This is a genomic window from Geodermatophilus sp. SYSU D00525 (genome assembly GCF_054050475.1).
Map to the genome: position 1 here is coordinate 175040 of NZ_JBJGZK010000007.1, position 16424 is coordinate 191463.

15 protein-coding genes are annotated in these 16424 nt (G+C 75.8%); 8 read left to right on the forward strand and 7 right to left on the reverse strand.

The features are described from left to right. Positions 1–3: 3 nt before the first annotated feature. The 4 genes from ACI796_RS08795 to ACI796_RS08810 are packed head-to-tail and all read right to left on the reverse strand — an operon-like array spanning position 4 to position 7362. Positions 4–1434 (reverse strand): ATP-binding protein, encoded by a 1431-nt coding sequence (locus ACI796_RS08795; protein ID WP_456940845.1) that lies wholly within the window; start codon positions 1432–1434, stop codon positions 4–6. Then, positions 1431–3113 carry an FAD-dependent oxidoreductase gene (locus ACI796_RS08800; protein ID WP_456940846.1) on the reverse strand — a complete coding sequence of 561 codons (1683 nt, stop codon included), beginning with the start codon at positions 3111–3113 and terminating at the stop codon, positions 1431–1433. Before ACI796_RS08800 ends, ACI796_RS08795 begins: the two co-directional genes overlap by 4 nt. Then, positions 3110–5836, reverse strand: coding sequence for a Na+/H+ antiporter NhaA (nhaA, locus tag ACI796_RS08805; RefSeq protein WP_456940847.1), 2727 nt, complete (start codon positions 5834–5836; stop codon positions 3110–3112). Before nhaA ends, ACI796_RS08800 begins: the two co-directional genes overlap by 4 nt. Further along, on the reverse strand, positions 5833–7362 hold the full coding sequence (locus tag ACI796_RS08810) for an MFS transporter (protein ID WP_456940848.1): 1530 nt from the start codon (positions 7360–7362) through the stop codon (positions 5833–5835). The genes nhaA and ACI796_RS08810 overlap by 4 nt, the downstream gene beginning before the upstream one ends. Positions 7363–7567: 205 nt before the next feature. Here ACI796_RS08810 and ACI796_RS08815 point away from each other — a divergent pair, with 205 nt between their 5' ends. From ACI796_RS08815 to ACI796_RS08835, 5 genes are all read left to right on the forward strand, one after another. Continuing rightward, positions 7568–7765 (forward strand): hypothetical protein, encoded by a 198-nt coding sequence (locus ACI796_RS08815; RefSeq protein ID WP_456940849.1) that lies wholly within the window; start codon positions 7568–7570, stop codon positions 7763–7765. A gap of 58 nt (positions 7766–7823) precedes the next feature. Beyond that, on the forward strand, positions 7824–8405 hold the full coding sequence (locus ACI796_RS08820; RefSeq protein ID WP_456940850.1) for a helix-turn-helix domain-containing protein: 582 nt from the start codon (positions 7824–7826) through the stop codon (positions 8403–8405). Continuing rightward, complete coding sequence (locus tag ACI796_RS08825) at positions 8402–9691, forward strand: MFS transporter (protein ID WP_456940851.1); 1290 nt, start codon at positions 8402–8404, stop codon at positions 9689–9691. Before ACI796_RS08820 ends, ACI796_RS08825 begins: the two co-directional genes overlap by 4 nt. Positions 9692–9700: 9 nt before the next feature. Continuing rightward, positions 9701–10819 carry an NAD-dependent epimerase/dehydratase family protein gene (locus tag ACI796_RS08830; RefSeq protein ID WP_456940852.1) on the forward strand — a complete coding sequence of 373 codons (1119 nt, stop codon included), beginning with the start codon at positions 9701–9703 and terminating at the stop codon, positions 10817–10819. Between the two features lie 619 nt (positions 10820–11438). After that, positions 11439–11744 (forward strand): hypothetical protein, encoded by a 306-nt coding sequence (locus tag ACI796_RS08835; RefSeq protein ID WP_456940853.1) that lies wholly within the window; start codon positions 11439–11441, stop codon positions 11742–11744. Between the two features lie 88 nt (positions 11745–11832). On the opposite strand, the gene ACI796_RS08840 is transcribed toward ACI796_RS08835, so the two are convergent. After that, the gene (locus ACI796_RS08840; protein ID WP_456940854.1) at positions 11833–12258 is read right to left on the reverse strand and encodes a DUF4304 domain-containing protein; all 426 of its coding nucleotides are present in this window, start codon (positions 12256–12258) and stop codon (positions 11833–11835) included. 282 nt (positions 12259–12540) lie between these two features. On the opposite strand from ACI796_RS08840, the gene ACI796_RS08845 reads away from it, so the two are divergent. Next, complete coding sequence (locus ACI796_RS08845) at positions 12541–13227, forward strand: MBL fold metallo-hydrolase (protein ID WP_456940855.1); 687 nt, start codon at positions 12541–12543, stop codon at positions 13225–13227. Positions 13228–13359: 132 nt separating this feature from the next. After that, positions 13360–13803 (forward strand): VOC family protein, encoded by a 444-nt coding sequence (locus ACI796_RS08850; RefSeq protein ID WP_456940856.1) that lies wholly within the window; start codon positions 13360–13362, stop codon positions 13801–13803. A gap of 80 nt (positions 13804–13883) precedes the next feature. Here ACI796_RS08850 and ACI796_RS08855 read toward each other — a convergent pair whose 3' ends face one another. Both ACI796_RS08855 and ACI796_RS08860 read right to left on the reverse strand, forming a co-directional pair. After that, complete coding sequence (locus ACI796_RS08855; protein ID WP_456940857.1) at positions 13884–14558, reverse strand: PaaI family thioesterase; 675 nt, start codon at positions 14556–14558, stop codon at positions 13884–13886. After that, a complete protein-coding gene (locus ACI796_RS08860; RefSeq protein WP_456940858.1) occupies positions 14551–15705 on the reverse strand; it encodes an acyl-CoA dehydrogenase family protein in 1155 nt (384 codons plus the stop codon). Before ACI796_RS08860 ends, ACI796_RS08855 begins: the two co-directional genes overlap by 8 nt. Before the next feature lie 190 nt (positions 15706–15895). Here ACI796_RS08860 and ACI796_RS08865 point away from each other — a divergent pair. After that, a partial coding sequence (locus tag ACI796_RS08865) for an STAS domain-containing protein (protein ID WP_456940859.1) occupies positions 15896–16424 on the forward strand: 529 nt, incomplete at its 3' end.

Here is a 16424-nt window from a genome sequence, read left to right on the forward strand (position 1 = left end):
GGATCAGACCCCCGGCGGCTCGGACAGCGGCAGCCGCACCACGAACCGGGTGTTCCCCGGCTCCGAGCGCACCTTGATCACCCCGCCGTGCCGGTTGGTGACGATGCGCCAGGCGACGTCGAGGCCGAGGCCGGTGCCCTGCCCCACCGGCTTGGTGGTGAAGAACGGCTCGAACACCCGGCGCCGCATCGTCTCCGGGATGCCCGGGCCGGTGTCGGCGACCTCGACGACGGCGTTGTCGCCGTCGACGGCGGTGCGCAGGGTGAGCGTGCCCTCCCCCGCCATGGCGTCGAGGGCGTTGTCGATGAGGTTGGTCCACACCTGGTTGAGCTCGGCGGCGTAGGCCGGGACCGGCGGCATCGAGCGGTCGTAGTCCTTGACCACGCGGATCCCCGGGCCGGTCTTCGCGCTGAGCATGACCAGCGTCGCGTCCAGTCCGGCGTGCAGGTCGGTGAGCTGGTGCGGGGTGCGGTCGACCTGCGAGTACTGCTTGGCCGCGCCCACGAGGTGGGAGATCCGCGAGGTGCTGTCGAGGATCTCGGCGAGCAGCATCTCGGTCTCGACGGTGTAGGCCAGCCAGCGCAGCGCCGGCTCGAGGAAGTCGGGCTCGACGGCGTCGGCGACCGCCTCCAGGGACGCCGGGTCCAGCCCGGCCGGGACGAACACCGACGCCAGCTCCCAGGGCCGGTCGACGTCGTGGTCCTCGAGCCAGTCGCCGAGCTCGTCCTCCCGGTCCGACCGCTCCAGCGCGCTCAGCTCGACCGCGCTGCCGATGCCCGCGACGAACCGCTCCTGCAGCTCGGTCAGCCGGCGCAGCTGCGAGCCGTCGAAGGTCCCGTCGGCCAGCAGCGCGAGCTTGTGCCGCATGCCCGCGACCCGCTCGCGCAGCGCCGCGGTGGCCCGGGACGCGGCCGCGGCCGGGTTGTTGAGCTCGTGGGTGAGCCCGGCGGTGAGCTTGCCCAGCGCCAGCAGCCGCTCCCGCTGGCCGACCAGCTCCTCGGAGTTCCGCGTGCCCAGGAACAGGCCCTGCAGCAGGTGGACGGCCATGGGGTACCAGCGGCGGAACACGGCGGCGAACTCGGCCGCGGGCAGCGCCAGGAACGTGCAGTCGGTGACCGCCCGCACCGTCGCCGGGTAGACCTGTCTCACCTGGTCACCGAGGTAGAACTGCACCGCGCCGCTGTAGACGCCCGGCTGGTCGGTGCGCGTGGTCTCCACCTCGTCGCGGCCCACCCGCCGGACCATCCGCAGGGTGCCGGTCAGGAGCACGTAGAAGCACTCGGCCGGCTCGCCCTCGGTGGACACGTCGCTGCCGGCGGGGAACGCGACGACGTCGCCGGTCTCCGACACCCACGCCAGCTGCGTCTCGTCGAGGTCGGCGAACAGGAACAGCTCGCGCAGCCGCGCGGGCTCCAGCCGGGTGGGCGCGGTCACCGCTCCTCCAGGTACCGGTGCACCAGCGTGACCGCCATGGCACCCTCGCCGACGGCGGAGGCCACCCGCTTCACCGACTGGGCGCGGACGTCGCCGGCGACGAACACCCCCGGGACGCTGGACTCGAGGAAGAACGGGTCGCGCTGCAGCCGCCAGCCCGGTGGCCGCTCGCCGTCGACGAGCAGCTCCGGCCCGGTGAGCACGAACCCCCGCTCGTCGCGGGCGAGGACGCCGTCGAGCCAGTCGGTGCGCGGCTCGGCGCCGATGAAGACGAACAGGTGCGACGTCGGCACGGTCTCCACCCGGCCGGAGCGGTCGGTGAGCTCGATCTCCTCGAGGTGGTCGTCGCCCAGCACGGCGGTCACGGTGGTGCCGGTCCGGACGACGACGTTCGGGATCGCGGCCAGCTGCTGCACCAGGTAGTGCGACATGGACGCCTCCAGCGAGGAGCCGCGGACCACCAGGGTGACGCAGCTGGCGTGGCGGGAGAAGAACACCGCCGACTGGCCGGCCGAGTTGGCGCCGCCGACGACGTAGACGGGCTGGTCGGCGCAGGCCTCGGCCTCGGTCATCGCCGAGCCGTAGTAGACGCCGCGGCCGGTGTACCCGTCGGCGCCCGCGGCCGGCAGCGTCCGGTAGGCGACGCCGGTGGCCAGCACGACCGCGTGCGCGGCGATGCTGCCGCCGTCGGCGAAGTGCACCACCCGGGCCGAGCCGCGGACCTCGAGCGCGGTCACCTTGCGGGCGGTGAGCACCTCGGTGCCGAACCGGATGGCCTGCCGCCGGGCGCGCTCGGCCAGCTGCCCGCCGGAGACGCCGTCGGGGAAGCCGAGGTAGTTCTCGATCCGGCTGCTCTGCCCGGCCTGCCCGCCGGTGGCCTGCCGCTCGACGAGCACGGTGCGCAGCCCCTCGGACGCGCCGTAGACGGCGGCGCCCAGCCCGGCCGGGCCGCCGCCCACGACGATGAGGTCGTAGAAGTCGGTGCTCGGCTCGACCGTGAGCCCGACCGCGGCGGCGAGCTCGGCCTCGGTCGGCGCCAGCAGGGCCTCGCCACCGGGCGGCACCACGACCGGGACGTCGTCCGGACCGGCGCCGGCGGCGGCCAGCAGCCGCCGCCCCTCGGGCTCCTCGACGCTGTACCAGCGGTAGGGGACGGCGTTGCGGGCCAGGAAGTCGCGGGCGGCGAACGACGGCGCCGACCAGTGGTGGCCGACCAGCTTGACGTCGTCGACGGCGGTGTCGGGGCTGGCCTCCCAGGACGCGACCATGGCGTCGACGACCGGGTAGAGCTTCTCCTCGGGCGGCTCCCACGGCTTGAGCAGGTAGTGGTCGACGTCGACGAGGTTGATCGCCTGGATGGCGGCGTCGGTGTCGGCGTAGGCGGTGAGCAGCGCGCGGCGGGCCCGGGGGAACAGGTCCATCGCCTGCTCGAGGAACTCGATGCCGTTCATGCCGGGCATCCGGTAGTCGGCGAGCACCGCCGCCACCCGGTCCCCGCGCAGCTTGAGTTCCCGCAGCGCCCCGAGCGCCTCCTCGCCGGAGGAGGCCCGGACCACCCGGAACCGCTCGCCGTAGTGGCGGCGCAGGTCGCGCGCCACCGCCCGGGACACCCCCGGGTCGTCGTCGACGGTGAGCAGGACGGGCCGGGCGCGGGCGCCGGCCTCCGGGGCCTGGGTCACGGTTCCTCCTGGGGGACGCGGGTGGGGGCGGGCCCGGCGGGCGCGTGCCCGTCGTCGACGAGTCCGGCGAGCTCGGCGTCGGTGGGGCGGCGCAGGACCCGCCCGGAGCGCCACACCACCACCGGCAGGTCGTCCTCGGTCACGCCGAGGTCGGCGAGCAGCGCGGCGGCGTCGTCCACGGTCTCGACGTCGACGACGGTGGCCGTGAGCCCGCGGTCCGCGGCGAAGCGCCGCAGCCGGGCCGTGTCGCCCGAGGCGCCCCGCCCGACGACGCGCAGGTCCGCGGCGAGTTCGAGCAGCATGGACCGCCGGATGAGGAAGGTGCGCAGGACCAGCTCCTTGAGTGCGGGGTCCGCCGCGAACGCCTCCCGGATCCGCGCGTCCGGGACGGTGACCACCTCCGCCGGCTGCAGGACGACGGCGGTCAGGAAGACCGGGCGGTCACTGAACAGGTCGAGCTCCCCGAGGAAGCGCCGCGCGCCGTGGACCGAGACCACCCGCTGGTCGGGCCGGCCGTGGTGCTCGACCACGGCGACGGAGCCGGACAGCACGAGCTGGAAGTCGTAGCCCGGGTCGCCCTCGCGGAACAGGGTCTGCCCCGGCTGCCACGTGCGGCGGGTGCCGTGCCGCGAGAGCAGCGCGACCTGGGCGTCGTCCAGGCGGGGGAAGGCGCCGTAGCGGTCCGGCGTCTCGGGCAGGTCGCCCGGCAGCGGGACGGGCGGGCCATCAGAGGGCCCCGGCCGGTCCGCCCGGCGGGTCCCCAGCACGGGCACCACCTGCGCGCCTGCCCCACCGCCGGCGGGGACCGCGGCCGGGCTCCCGTCGGCGCCGGCGAGCAGCGCGGCGGCCAGGGAGTCGGCGTCGTGCGGGCCGGTGTGCCGGCGCCCGTGGACGAAGAAGGTCGGCGTCCCCGCCACCCCGCTGGCCTCCGCGGAGTCGACGTCCTCCTGCACCCGCCGCGCGAACCGGGCGGCCCCGAGGTCGCGGGCGAAGCGCTGCACGTCCAGGCCCAGGGCGGCCGCGTGCTCGAGCAGGTCGGCCGGGGTCAGCCGGTCCTGCGCGGCGAACAGCCGGTCGTGCATGGCCCAGAACCGCCCCTGCTCGGCGGCGGCCTCGGCCGCCTCGGCGGCCAGCCGGGCGTGCGGGTGGACGTCGGCCAGCGGGAGGTGCCGGAAGACGTAGCGCAGCCGGTCGCCGAACCGCTCGCGCACCTCCTCCACCGCGCCGGTCGCCCGGCCGCAGAAGGGGCACTCGAAGTCGCCGTACTCGACCAGGGTGAGCGGCGCGTCGGCCGGTCCGCGGACGTGGTCACGGGCCGGGTCGACGGGCGGGTCGAGCCGGGACGGCCGGGTCGGGCCGGGCGGCCGGCGGCGGTCGGCGGCCCGGAACAGCGCCCAGCCCAGCAGCGCGGCCAGCACCGACGCCGCCAGCACGCCCACCCGCGCCTGGTCGCCGAGCCGGTCGTCGTCCGCGAGGGCCAGGTCCACGATGAACAGCGAGATGGTGAAGCCGATGCCCGACAGCGCGGCACCGCCGGCCAGCTGCAGCGCGGTGAGGCCGGGGGCGAGCTCCCCCAGCCGCAGCCGCACCGCGAGGCCGGCGCCGGCGAGGATGCCCACCAGCTTGCCGAGGACCAGCCCGGCGACGACACCGAGCGTCACCGGCGAGGTCGCCGCGGCGCGCAGCGTCTCGCCGGTCAGCGGGACGCCGGCGTTGGCCAGCGCGAACACCGGCACGATGACGAAGCTGGTCCAGGGCTGCCACAGCTGCTGCAGCCGCTCACCGGCCGACACCGACCGGTCCAGGGACAGCCGCGCCGCCCGGGCGTACCCCGCGCTGGGCGACTGCTGGTAGGCCCGCACCAGGCGCGCGGCGTCGGCGACCTCCTCGCGTCGCGCGGCGTAGGCGGGAGTGAACAGCGCGATGACCACACCGGCGAGAGTCGGGTGGACGCCGGACTCGTGCATCGCCACCCAGACGGCCACGCCGAGGACCAGGTAGGCCGGTCCGCGCCAGACCCGCAGGTAGCGCAGCCCGACCATCAGGGCCAACCCCACGACGGCCAGGCAGAGCGGGAGCAGCTCCAGGTCGTCGGTGTAGAAGAGCGCGATGACGCCGAGCGCGCCGACGTCGTCGGCGATGGCGAGCGTGAGCAGGAACAGCCGCAGCGGGGCCGGGCAGGCCGGGCCGACGAGCACCAGGACGCCGAGCAGGAACGCGGTGTCGGTGGAGATGACCACGCCCCAGGCGGTGGCCGCCTCGTCCCCGAGGGTGAAGGCGACGTAGACCAGCGCCGGCACCACCAGCCCGGTGACGGCGGCCAGCGCCGGCACCGCGGCCCGCCGCCGGTCGGTGAGCTCCCCCAGGACCAGCTCGCGCTTGATCTCGAGCCCGACGACGAAGAAGAAGAACACCATCAGCCCGTCGTTGACCCAGTGCTGCAGGTCCAGGGACAGCTCGGTGCTCCCGAGGCGGACGGCGAACTCGGTGTGCCAGAAGGCGGCGTAGCTGTCGCCGAACGGGGAGTTGACCCACACCAACGCCACGACCGTGGCCGCCAGCAGCAGCCCCGCGCTGCCCGCCTCGGTGCGCAGCGAGCGCCGCAGCGGCGCCACCCGCGCCAGCAGGCCCCTACCCCCGGCGACCGACTGCGCGCGGGCCCGGTCGGCCCGGAGGCGCCCCTCCGGTGCCGGACGCAGGTCCCGGCCGTCGTGCGCGGTCATGCGTTGTCCCGCGGCGCTGCCCCCGCGGGTTCCCGCGGGTACAACTGCGGGCCCTCGACGTTGCAGTGCGGGTACTCCTCGACCGGCAGCCGCCCGCCGAGGCCGGGCTCCGCCGTGCGCAGCGGCCGGCGGATCCCGGCGAGGGCGACGAGCGCGCCCGCGACCAGCAGCGCGGCGCAGACGAGCACCGCCGTCCGGAAGCCGGCGCCGAAGGCGGCGGGGTCGGTGTAGTCGTCGCCGCCGATGCCGGCCACGACCGGGACGACGGCCACCGCGAGGAGGCTGGCCGCCCGTGCGACGGCGTTGTTGACCCCGGACGCGACGCCGGCGTACCGGTCGTCGGCGGAGTCGAGGACGGTCGCGGTGAGCGGGGCGACCAGCAGGGTCAGCCCGGCGCCGAACACGACCGTGGCCGGCAGGACGTCGAGCAGGTAGGAGGCGTCCTCGCCGATCCGCAGCATGAGCAGCAGGCCGGCGGCCGACAGCAGCGGCCCGAGGGTCATCAGCGGCCGCGGCCCGATGCGCTGGGCGAGGGCGCCGGCCCGCGAGGAGAACAGCAGCATGAGCACGGTGACCGGCAGCAGCGCGGTCCCCGCCAGCAGCGGGCTGTAGCCGGACACGACCTGCAGCTGCAGCACCAGCAGCACGAAGACGACCCCGAGCGGGGCGTAGACCAGCAGCGTCACCACGTTGGCGGAGGTGAACTGCCGGCTGCGGAAGAGCACGGGCGGCACCAGCGGGTGGCGGGAGCGGCGCTGCACGACGACGAAGGCGGCCAGCGCGACCACCGCGGCGATCCCCCAGGCCCAGACCGCCGGCCCGGGGCTCGGCCCGCCGGCGGCGGTGAGGGCATAGGTGAGCCCGCCGAGGCCGACGACCACCAGGACGGTCCCGGTCCAGTCCAGCCCGGGCGCGGCGGCGGGGTCGCGGGTCTCGGGCACGTGCCGGGCCGCGACGAAGACGATCACGACGGCCAGCGGGATGTTGACCAGGAAGACCGCCCGCCAGCTCCACTCCACCAGCCAGCCGCCGACGAAGGGCCCGACCGCGCCGGCCACCCCGCCCAGCCCCGACCACGCGCCGACCGCCGCGGCGCGGTCCTCCCCGGCGAAGGACGCCGAGATGATCGCCAGGCTGCCCGGGGTCAGCAGCGCTCCCCCGACCCCCTGCAGCGCACGGGCGACGACGAGCGTCCCGGTGTCCGGCGCCAGCCCGCACAGCAGCGACGCGGCGGCGAACCACACGACGCCGACGACGAACACGCGCCGCCGGCCGAACCGGTCGCTCAGCGACCCGCCGAGCAGGATCAGCGAGGCCAGCGTCAGCGTGTAGGCGTTCACCGTCCACTGCAGCCCGGTGAACCCGGCCCCGAGGTCGGCCCCGATGCGCTCGAGGGCCACGTTGACGACGGTGCTGTCCAGCAGCGCGAGGCTCGAGCCCAGGACGGTGGTCAGCAGCACCCACCGCCCCCGCGGGGTGCCCATCCGCAGGCCCTCCGCCGGGGTCGGCTGCACCCGGGACGTCACCTGAGCGCCACCTCGATCCCCCACCGGTGCCGGGCAGCGGGAGTCCGCTGCTCCGAGGCCCGGCGACGTCGGCGGATGCCTGTGGCCGCGAGCCTCGCCCCGCCGGTCGCGGGCTGTCAATCACCCCGCGCGGCCGGCCGGGCGCATGGACGCCGCCGGTCCGGGGCACCCCGTGGCCCCACCCCCCGACTCCCAGGGAGCCGCCATGTCGCTCGCCACCACGCCCCGCCGCCGCAGCTGGCGCCTGGCCGCCGTCGGCCTCGCCCTCGCCGCGTCCCCGTTCACCGCCGCCTGCGGCTCGGACGTCGTGAACGACGAGGTGGAGCAGAACGTCGTGGAGGGAGTCGACGAGGCCGAGCAGGAGGTCGAGGACGCCACCGACGGCGAGGACTCGGACGGCTGACGGCACCAGATGCAGAGACCTCTTTGCAAAGAGGTCTCTGCATCCCTAGCCTGGGTGGGTGTCCGACACCGCTCCCGAGGAGACCGTCGACGTCACCGACCCGCGGACGCTGCGGGCGCTGGCGCACCCGATCCGGACCGGGCTGCTCGCCCTGCTGCGGTCGGAGGGCCCGTCGACGGCCTCCCGGCTGGGCCAGCGCCTGGGCGAGAGCAGCGGGACGACCAGCTACCACCTGCGCCAGCTCGCGGACCTCGGCTTCGTCGAGGAGGTGCCCGGCCAGGGCACCGCGCGGGAGCGCTGGTGGCGCGCGCGGCACCGCAGCACCCGCTGGCGCACCGAGGACCTGGTCGCCCAGCCGGGTGGCCGTGAGGTCGTCGAGGAGCTGACCCACCAGTCGCTGGGCCGGCAGCGCCGCATGCTCGCCGCGCACGCCGAGCAGCGGGAAGCCCTCGAGCCCGTCTGGCGCGACGCCGTCTCGCTCAACGACTGGGCGCTGCACCTGTCGCCGGAGGCCACCGCGGCGCTCACCGAGGAGCTCAACGGCGTGCTCGCCCGCTGGCGCGCCGAGCGGGAGGAGCCCGGCCAGCCGCTGGTGCACGTGCTGCTGGACCTGTTCCCGCTCACCGAGGACCCGGCGTGAGCGCGCCGCTGACCGTGCGCTCGGCCGGCCGCCGCTTCGTCGCGCTGACCGCGCTGCGCTGGCTGCCGATCGGGCTGAGCGCGCCGGTGGCGGTGCTGCTGGCCGCCGCCCGCGGGCTGTCGCCGGCCGACATCGGCGTCGTCGTCGCCGTCTACTCGCTGGTCACCCTGCTGCTCGAGCTCCCCACCGGCGGGCTGGCCGACGCGCTCGGCACCCGGCAGGTGCTCGTGCTGTCCGGGCTGTTCACCGCCGCGGGGCTGCTGACCTCGGCCCTCGCGCACTCCGTCGCGGCCTTCGCGGTGGCGTGGGCGCTCAAGGGCGTCGGCCGGGCACTGGACTCCGGGCCGTTGGAGGCCTGGTACGTCGACGCCGTCCGCGCCGCGGACCCGTCCGCGGACGTGACGCCGGGGCTGGCCCGCGCCGGCGCCGCCGACGGGGCCGGCCTGTGCCTGGGCGCGGTGCTCGGCGGGCTGATGCCCCTGGTGGCCGCGGGCGCGGGCGACGCGGTGCTCGTGCTGCCGGTGCTGGTCGCGACGGTGGTGGCCCTGCTGTCGGTGGCCGCCGTCGCGGCGCTCGTCGTCCCGGTCGGCCCCGTGCGGCAGGCGGGGGCGGCCGCCCTGCGCGCCGGTGTCCGGGAGGTGCCGGCGGTGGTCCGCGGCACCGCGCGGCTCGTCGTCCGCGACCGGGTGCTGCGCCGGCTGCTGGCGATCTCGCTGCTGGTCGGCTGCACGCTGAGCACGCTGGAGCTGGTGGGGCCGCTGCACGTCGCGGCGCTCACCGGCGACGACGCCGAGGGCGCCGCCGTGTTCGGCGTGGTGATGGCGGTGTCGTACGCGGCGGCCGGGGTGGGGGCGCTGCTCGCGCCGCTCGCCCGCCGGGCGGCGCGGGGGTCGGCGGGTGCGGCGACGGCGGGGCTGGCCCTGCTCGGTGCGCTCGCCGTCGCGGCCGTCCCCCTCGGCGGACCCCTGGCGCTGGGCGGGCTGTTCACCGTCTTCTACGTCGGCAACGCCGCGGCGTGGCCGCTGTGGAAGGACGCGCTGCACGCCCGGGTGGCCGCGGGGCAGCGGGCGACCGCGCTCTCGGCGTCGTCGCTGACGCTGCAGGTCGGCGGCCTGCTCGCCAGCCTGCTGGTGCTGCGGCTGGCCGACGCCCTGGGCACGCCGACCGGGTTCTGGGTGGCCGCGGGGGCGCTGCTCGTCGTCGCGGCGGTGTCGGCGGGCGTGCGCTCCGGTGCGGCGGTCCCGTCCGGGCCGGCGTCCCCGGTTGCCTCGCGGCAGCGCGGGTAGCGGCGGGGCATGGCTGATCTCCCCCGCGACCACCTGAAGGGCCTCCGGGTCGCCGTCACCGGCGCGAGCGGCAACGTCGGGACGGCCCTGCTGCGGCGGCTGACCGCCCCGGGCAGCGGGGTGGCCGAGGTCCGCGGGCTGGCCCGCCGGCAGCCGCCGGACACCGCCCCCTACGACTCCGTCACCTGGTACACCGCCGACCTCGGCGAGACCTCCAGCGAGCAGGCGCTGACCAACCTGCTCGAGGACGTCGACGCCGTCGTCCACCTGGCGTGGGTGCTCCAGCCGGGCCGCAGGCCCGACGAGCTGCACGAGGCGAACGTCAACGGCACCCGCCGGGTGGTGCGCGCCGCGGTGGCCGCGGGGGTGCGGCACGTGGTGCACATGTCCTCGCTCGGCGCCTACTCCGCCGGGGGCGGGGACCGGCCGGTGACCGAGGACTGGCCGGTCACCGGCATCCCGAGCTCGCAGTACAGCCGGCAGAAGTCCGAGGCCGAGCGGGTGGTGCGCGAGGTGGTCGGGCGGAAGCGGGACGTCACGCTGACCGTCGTCCGCCCGACCCTGGTCCTGCAGCCGGAGGCGGCCAGCGAGATCGGCCGCTACTTCCTCGGGCCGGTGCTGCTCGGCGCCGCCCGGCTGGTGCCCGGGCAGGTGGCCTCGCTGCTGCCGCTCCCCCTGCCGTCGCTGCGGGTCGGGTTCATCCACGCCGATGACGTCGCCGACGCCATCACCCGCATGCTCGACCGGCGCGCGCCCGGCCCGTTCAACCTCTCCGCCGACCCGGCGCTCGACGCCGACGGGATCGCCCGGGCGCTCGGCACCACGCGGGTGCCGGTGCCGGCGGCGGTGCTGCGCGCCGGGCTGAGCGCGGCCTTCCACGCCCGCCTGGTGCCCACCGAGCCGGGCTGGCTGGACCTCGGGCTGAAGTCCCCGGTGCTGGAGACCGCCCGCGCCCGCACCCAGCTGGACTGGCAGCCGGCCTATCGCGGCGACGACGTCCTGCGCCAGTTCGTGGCCGCCCTCGGCCGCGGGGACGGCGGGCCCGGCCCGCTGCTGTCGGCGACCGGCGGCAAGGAGCACGACCCGGGCGGCGACCCGGCCAACGTGCCGGACCACCGCCCGGGCTGAGGCCCATTCCCGCCTCTGAGCGGCACTTTCCCTCCCCGCAGAGGTTGCCCGCTCACCGTCGCCGAACGTGTGATCGAGCCCGTGACGGGGTCGGCTGGACGGGTGCTCGACGCTCCTGCCGTGTCCGCCCCTCCGGTGGGCTGGGCGACCGGTCCGCTGGGCGAGGTGCAGGCCGCCGACCGGGCGATCGCCCGGCACACCGCGCGCCGGTACCGGGCGATCGCCGCCTTGGCCGCCACCCGGCCGGCGTCGGCCGACCGCCCGCAGGGCTCGCCGGGCGCGATGTCGGCCGACCACCGCGGCAAGCACCAGGCCCCCGGCTGGACGTACCGGCTCACCCCGGACGCGACGCTCCTCGTCACGACTCCGTCCGGCCCGACCGCCGCGACCGCGCCCCCGCCGTACCGAGCCCGGCCGCGATCAGGACCGGGCAACCGGCCGAGGGCCCGTCCTACGAGGATCACCTGCGCGGCCACCCGTGTCTCTGGAGGCGGCCTGTGGGACTTCCTCGGGGTCTGGCGACCGCGAGGCACAGCGTCTGGCGACCGCGAGGCACAGGGCCGCGACAGGCGGGGCCATCGCCGCGTCCGGGTCCGCCGGCCGGCGAGCATGTGAGAGCGTGCAGGTCGTGGACGACTGGTCATTCGCCGAGCCGCCTGACCTCGGGGTGATCACGACGCGACAGGTCCTGGACGGCGCTCCCGTACGGCTGGTGTCCCACGACGAGGACGACGGCGGCTGGCAGTTCCTCTGCGGAACGACCAGCGACCCTGCCGATGGTCGGATCGTCCACCTCGCGCACGTCATCAACGACCGCCCACAGCTGGCAGACATGGCCGATCTACCGCTCGGGTGGGTCGCCGGATGGTGCGAAGAGCACGGTGTATGGCATCGCCGGCCTGCGGAAGACGACGCGGAGGACTGACGGGCCGTCCCACCGTGGGCCGCTTCGAGATGCAGGCGGCCTGGGCGACACGGTTCGACCCCCGAGGTCGCCCGAGAGTCCCTGCCCCTCAGTCGCCGCTTCGAGCGTGCAGCAGGCGGGGGAGGCCGAACTGCTGTACGGCCCGCACGACCTCCGCCGCCAACGTCGCCGTGTCGGTGGCTGGTGTCAGCTCCCACCACACGTCGTCGTGCGGGGGCATCAGTTCGCCCAGTCGCAGGTAGGTGCCCACGGGGCCCTGCACGGTGGCCGAGGGCTTGCCCCACCACGCCCGCCGGCCCCGCTTCCACGCCGACTTGCTGATCACAGCCAGATTCACGGTGAAGCGAACGGCCTCTGCGGTGTTGGACTGCGAACCCTGGAGTCCCACGAGGAGGTACTGGTCGGGGTCGGGCAGGACGAAGTCGCGAGCGGAGCCCTGCATGCCCAGCTCGCGGAGTGCGGGAGCGATCTCCTGGCGGAGCATCCGCTCGTACTGGTCCTGCGCAGTGGCCATGCGCGCATGGTGACCGAGTGCTGCTCGCGGCACCGCAGCGCATGGGTGGACACCCACCCGCGCCTCCTGGTCAGCTGCTTCGGGACGGAGGGCGGCGTGAAGGGCACTGGCTGTTCAGCGAGTGCAGGTAGCAGCGTCGTCGATCGCCCAGTCGTGTCGTCGGCAGTGGTCGTCGTCCGCCTCCGAGTCGCTGATCGCACCGATGAGTCACGGCAACTCGAACCGTCCACGCATCAGCGCCACCTCACCCGGCAGCCGTGTAGACGGTGGAGGAGCTCGTCGATGACCCAGATCCCCGACCACCACCTCGGCGGTCGGAACAGGGTGGACGCCCCCGCGTCCACCACCGTCACGCCGGTCCTCGTCGCCGACATGCTCGTCGAGGGCGAGCGGATGCCGGTCTACGTGCACGTGATCGACCATCCCGATGCGCGCGTGCTCGTCGACACCGGCATGACGGAGCTGCACCCGGCGGGAGCCGACCTCGACCTCCGCCTCTGGCCACTGAGCGAGCAGGACTTCGACCTGGCCGGCATCGACGTCGTCGTCAACACGCACCTGCACGCCGACCACTGCGGCGGCAACCACCTCTTCGCCGGCAAGCCGATCCACGTCCAGCGGCGGGAGCTCGACGACGCGCGCAGCGAGGACGGCTACACCATCCGCGAGTGGGTCGACGCGCCCGGCGTGCGGTACGTGCCGGTCGACGGCGAGCTCGAGCTGCTTCCCGGGCTCCGACTCGTCCCCGCACCGGGCCACACGCCCGGCACGCAGGTGGTCGTCGTCGAGACCGGCGGGCGCCCGGTCGTCATCGGCGGCGACATGGCGGTCTGGTCCGGCGAGCTCGACGAGCCGCACACCGAGGGCCAGCTGCTGGTGCGTGCTCTCGACCCCGAGCTGGTCTGGCTCGCGCACGAGCACGAGCCCTGGCGACCCCGTAACGCCAAAGGCACCACGACGGTGTCCTGACCGGGTCGGAGTGCGGAGCTCCGAGCCGGGATCGACCGGTCAGTTCCGTCGGCCGGGGAGGTCTCCCAGGACGTACGCCGTCGAGCCACCGAGTGGAGACCCCGCATCACCAGTCCCGCACACCCCGGCCGGATGCTGTTCGTGAACGTGCCCGTCGCGGACCTCGAGCGCAGCAAGGCCTTCTTCGCGGAGCTCGGGTGCACCTTCGACCCGAGCTCCACCGACGAGACCGCCGCCTGCATGCTCGTCGGCGAGCAGGCCTTCGTCATGCTGCTCAGCCGGGAGGAGTTCGCGGAGTTCTCCGAGCTGCCGATCGCCGATCCCCGGACCCACGCGCTGGCCCTGTACTGCTTCAGCGTGTCCTCCCGCGAGGAGGTCGACGCGTTCAGCGCGGCCGCGCTCGCGGCGGGCGGCTCCGAGGCGGATGGCGCCGAGGACCTCGGCTTCGTGTACTCCCGCAGCTTCTCCGACCCGGACGGCCACGGGTGGCAGGTCATGTGGATGGACCCGGCGGCGGCCGAGCAGGGCCCCGAGGCGGTCGCGCCCTCGGTGCAGGAGGCCGACGCCCCGGCTTGACCCACCACCACGCTCCGCTCGTGTGCCGTCGTGGTGCGGGCAGCAGCGACGGCGCGTGTGATCCGGAGGCAGGCTCCTGGTCAGCTCCGGGACGTCCAGGCGCCGACCGAGCGGCCGGTGGCCGCGAAGACGTCGGCCGCCTGCTCCGCCCGCAGCGCCACGAACAGGCCCTCCGCCTCGGCGAGCACCACCTCGGGGCTGTCCTCGGCCACCAGCCGGGCGTGCGCGGTGGTGCGCCGGCCGACGGTCTCCCCCATCTCGGCGGTCAGCAGCAGCGGCACCCCGAGGTGCACCGGGCGCCGGTACTTGACGGTCAGGATCGCGGTCAGCCCGCCGCGGCCGGCGGCGCGCAGCGCGCGGGCCAGGACGTGGTCGAGCAGCGTGGCCACCACGCCGCCGTGCACGAGCCCGGGCGGTCCCTCGTGCGCCTTGCCCACGGTGACCCGGCCGGTCGCCGTCCCGTCGGGGGTGTCGGTGGCCACCAGCGGCGGCGCCACCGGGCTGCCCGGCCCGTACACCGGGCTGTACCAGCGCTCGCCGGTCTCCGGGTCGTCGACGCGGGCGATCTCGTGCAGGCCGCGGCCGGTCACCCGCAGCCGGGCCGCCAGCTCCCGCGCGACGGCGGCCACCGCCTCCAGCTCGGCCTCCGGCACCTCCGTGCGAACGGCGGCGTCGACCAGCTCGCGCAGCGCGTCGCCCAGTTCGCCGACGGCGACCCGCCGGGCCGCCCGCTCCTCCGGTGGGGGTTCAGCCACGGGGCATGCCGGCCGCGCGCAGCAGCCCGCCGCCGACGATGACCCGCTGCACCTCGCTGGTGCCCTCGTACAGCCGGTAGAGGCGGGCGTCGCGGTAGAAGCGCTCGACCGGGGTGGTCCGCAGGTAGCCCATGCCGCCGTGCACCTGGACGGCGCGGTCGGTCGCCCGGCCGACCATCTCGCTGCACCACAGCTTCGCCGACGACGGGCCGATCGAGGTGTCCTCGCCGGAGTCGTAGCGGGCGGCGACCTCGCGGACCATCGCCCGCCCGGCCAGGGTCTCGGCGTGCACGTCGGCGATCAGCGCCTGCACCAGCTGGAACCGCCCGATCGGCGCGCCGCCCTGCTTGGCGGTGGCGGCGTAGGCGACCGACTCGTCGAGCACCCGCTGCGCCATGCCGACGCACAGCGCCGCGATGTGCAGCCGGCCGCGGGACAGCACGGTGAGCGCCTTGGAGTAGCCGCGCCCCTCCTCGCCGATCAGCGCGTCGGCCGGCACGTGGACGTCGTCGAGGAAGACCTCCGAGGTCCACGCCCCCGACTGGCCCATCTTCTTGTCCCTGGGGCCGAGCGTGACGCCGGGCGCCTCGGCGTCGACGACGAAGCTGGAGATCCCCCGGCCGCCCTTCTCCTCCGGGTCGGTCCGGGCGAAGACGACGAACAGGTCGGCCAGCGGCGCGTTGGTGATGTACCGCTTGGCGCCGTTGAGCACCCAGCCGTCGCCGTCGCGGCGGGCGCTGGTGCGCAGGCCCGCCGGGTCCGAGCCGGCCTCGGCCTCGGTGAGCGCGAAGGAGCCGATCAGCTCACCGGCGGCCAGCCGCGGCAGGTACGCCTTCTTCTGCTCGTCGCTGCCGAACTTCGCGATCACCTGCCCGGCGATGCCGTTGTTCGTGCCGAACAGGGACCGGAAGGCCGGCGTCGTGTAGCCGAACTCGAAGGCGAGCTCGACGTCCTCGCTCATGGAGACGCCCAGGCCGCCGTACTCCTCGGGCAGCGCGTAGCCGAACAGGCCCATCTCCGCCGCTGCAGCGCGCAGCTCCTCGGGGATGCGGTCGTCGAGGTCGATCTCCTCCTCGCGCGGGACGACCACCTCCCGCACCAGCTGGCGCACCGCGTCCCGGATCTGCGTGAAGTCCTCGGCGTCCACGCCCCCATGGTGCCGTCCCGGGCGGCCTCCCGACGAGCCGGGGGCGCAACACAGCCGCGCGGGTGTTACGGACGACTGTGGACGGAAAGTCGTGGGACGGACACTCCCCGTTGCCGGTGACGGTCAGCCGCACTAGCGTCACCGACGGCACCCGAACCAGCGGCGCCGCGTCCTCCCCCCGGGAGCCCCCGTGCACCTCTCCGTCGCCGTCGTGCCCGCACCGGACCAGGTCGTCGTCCGGCTGACCGGCGACGCCTGCCGCCCGACCCTCCCCCGGCTGGCCGCGGGCCTGACCCGCGCCGCGGAGCACGGCACCCCCAGCGTCGTCGTCGACGTGGCCGGCGCCCGCTTCCTGGACCGCGCCGCGCTGCGGACCCTCGCCGGCTTCAGCGACACCCTCACCGCCGCCGGCCGGCGGTGCCGGGTGGTCGGGGCCCCCGCGGCCACCCGCCGCCAGGTGGCCGAGGCCGGCCTCGCCGGTGTCCTGGAACTCGACGGCCCGCTCACCGGGGCCGACCCGGTGCGGCCCCTGCCGCGGCCGGCCGCCGAGTCCCTGACCGACCCACGCCCCACGCAGCCCCTCCCGGTCCAGCCGCTGCTCGCCGCGGCGGACCGGCCGGTCCCGGCGGGGGGGGGGGGGGGCGCGGGGGCGCGCCCGCCCGCGGGGGGGGGGCGCCCCCCGCGGGGGCCGGCCGGGCGGGGCGGCCGGGCCCGCCGCG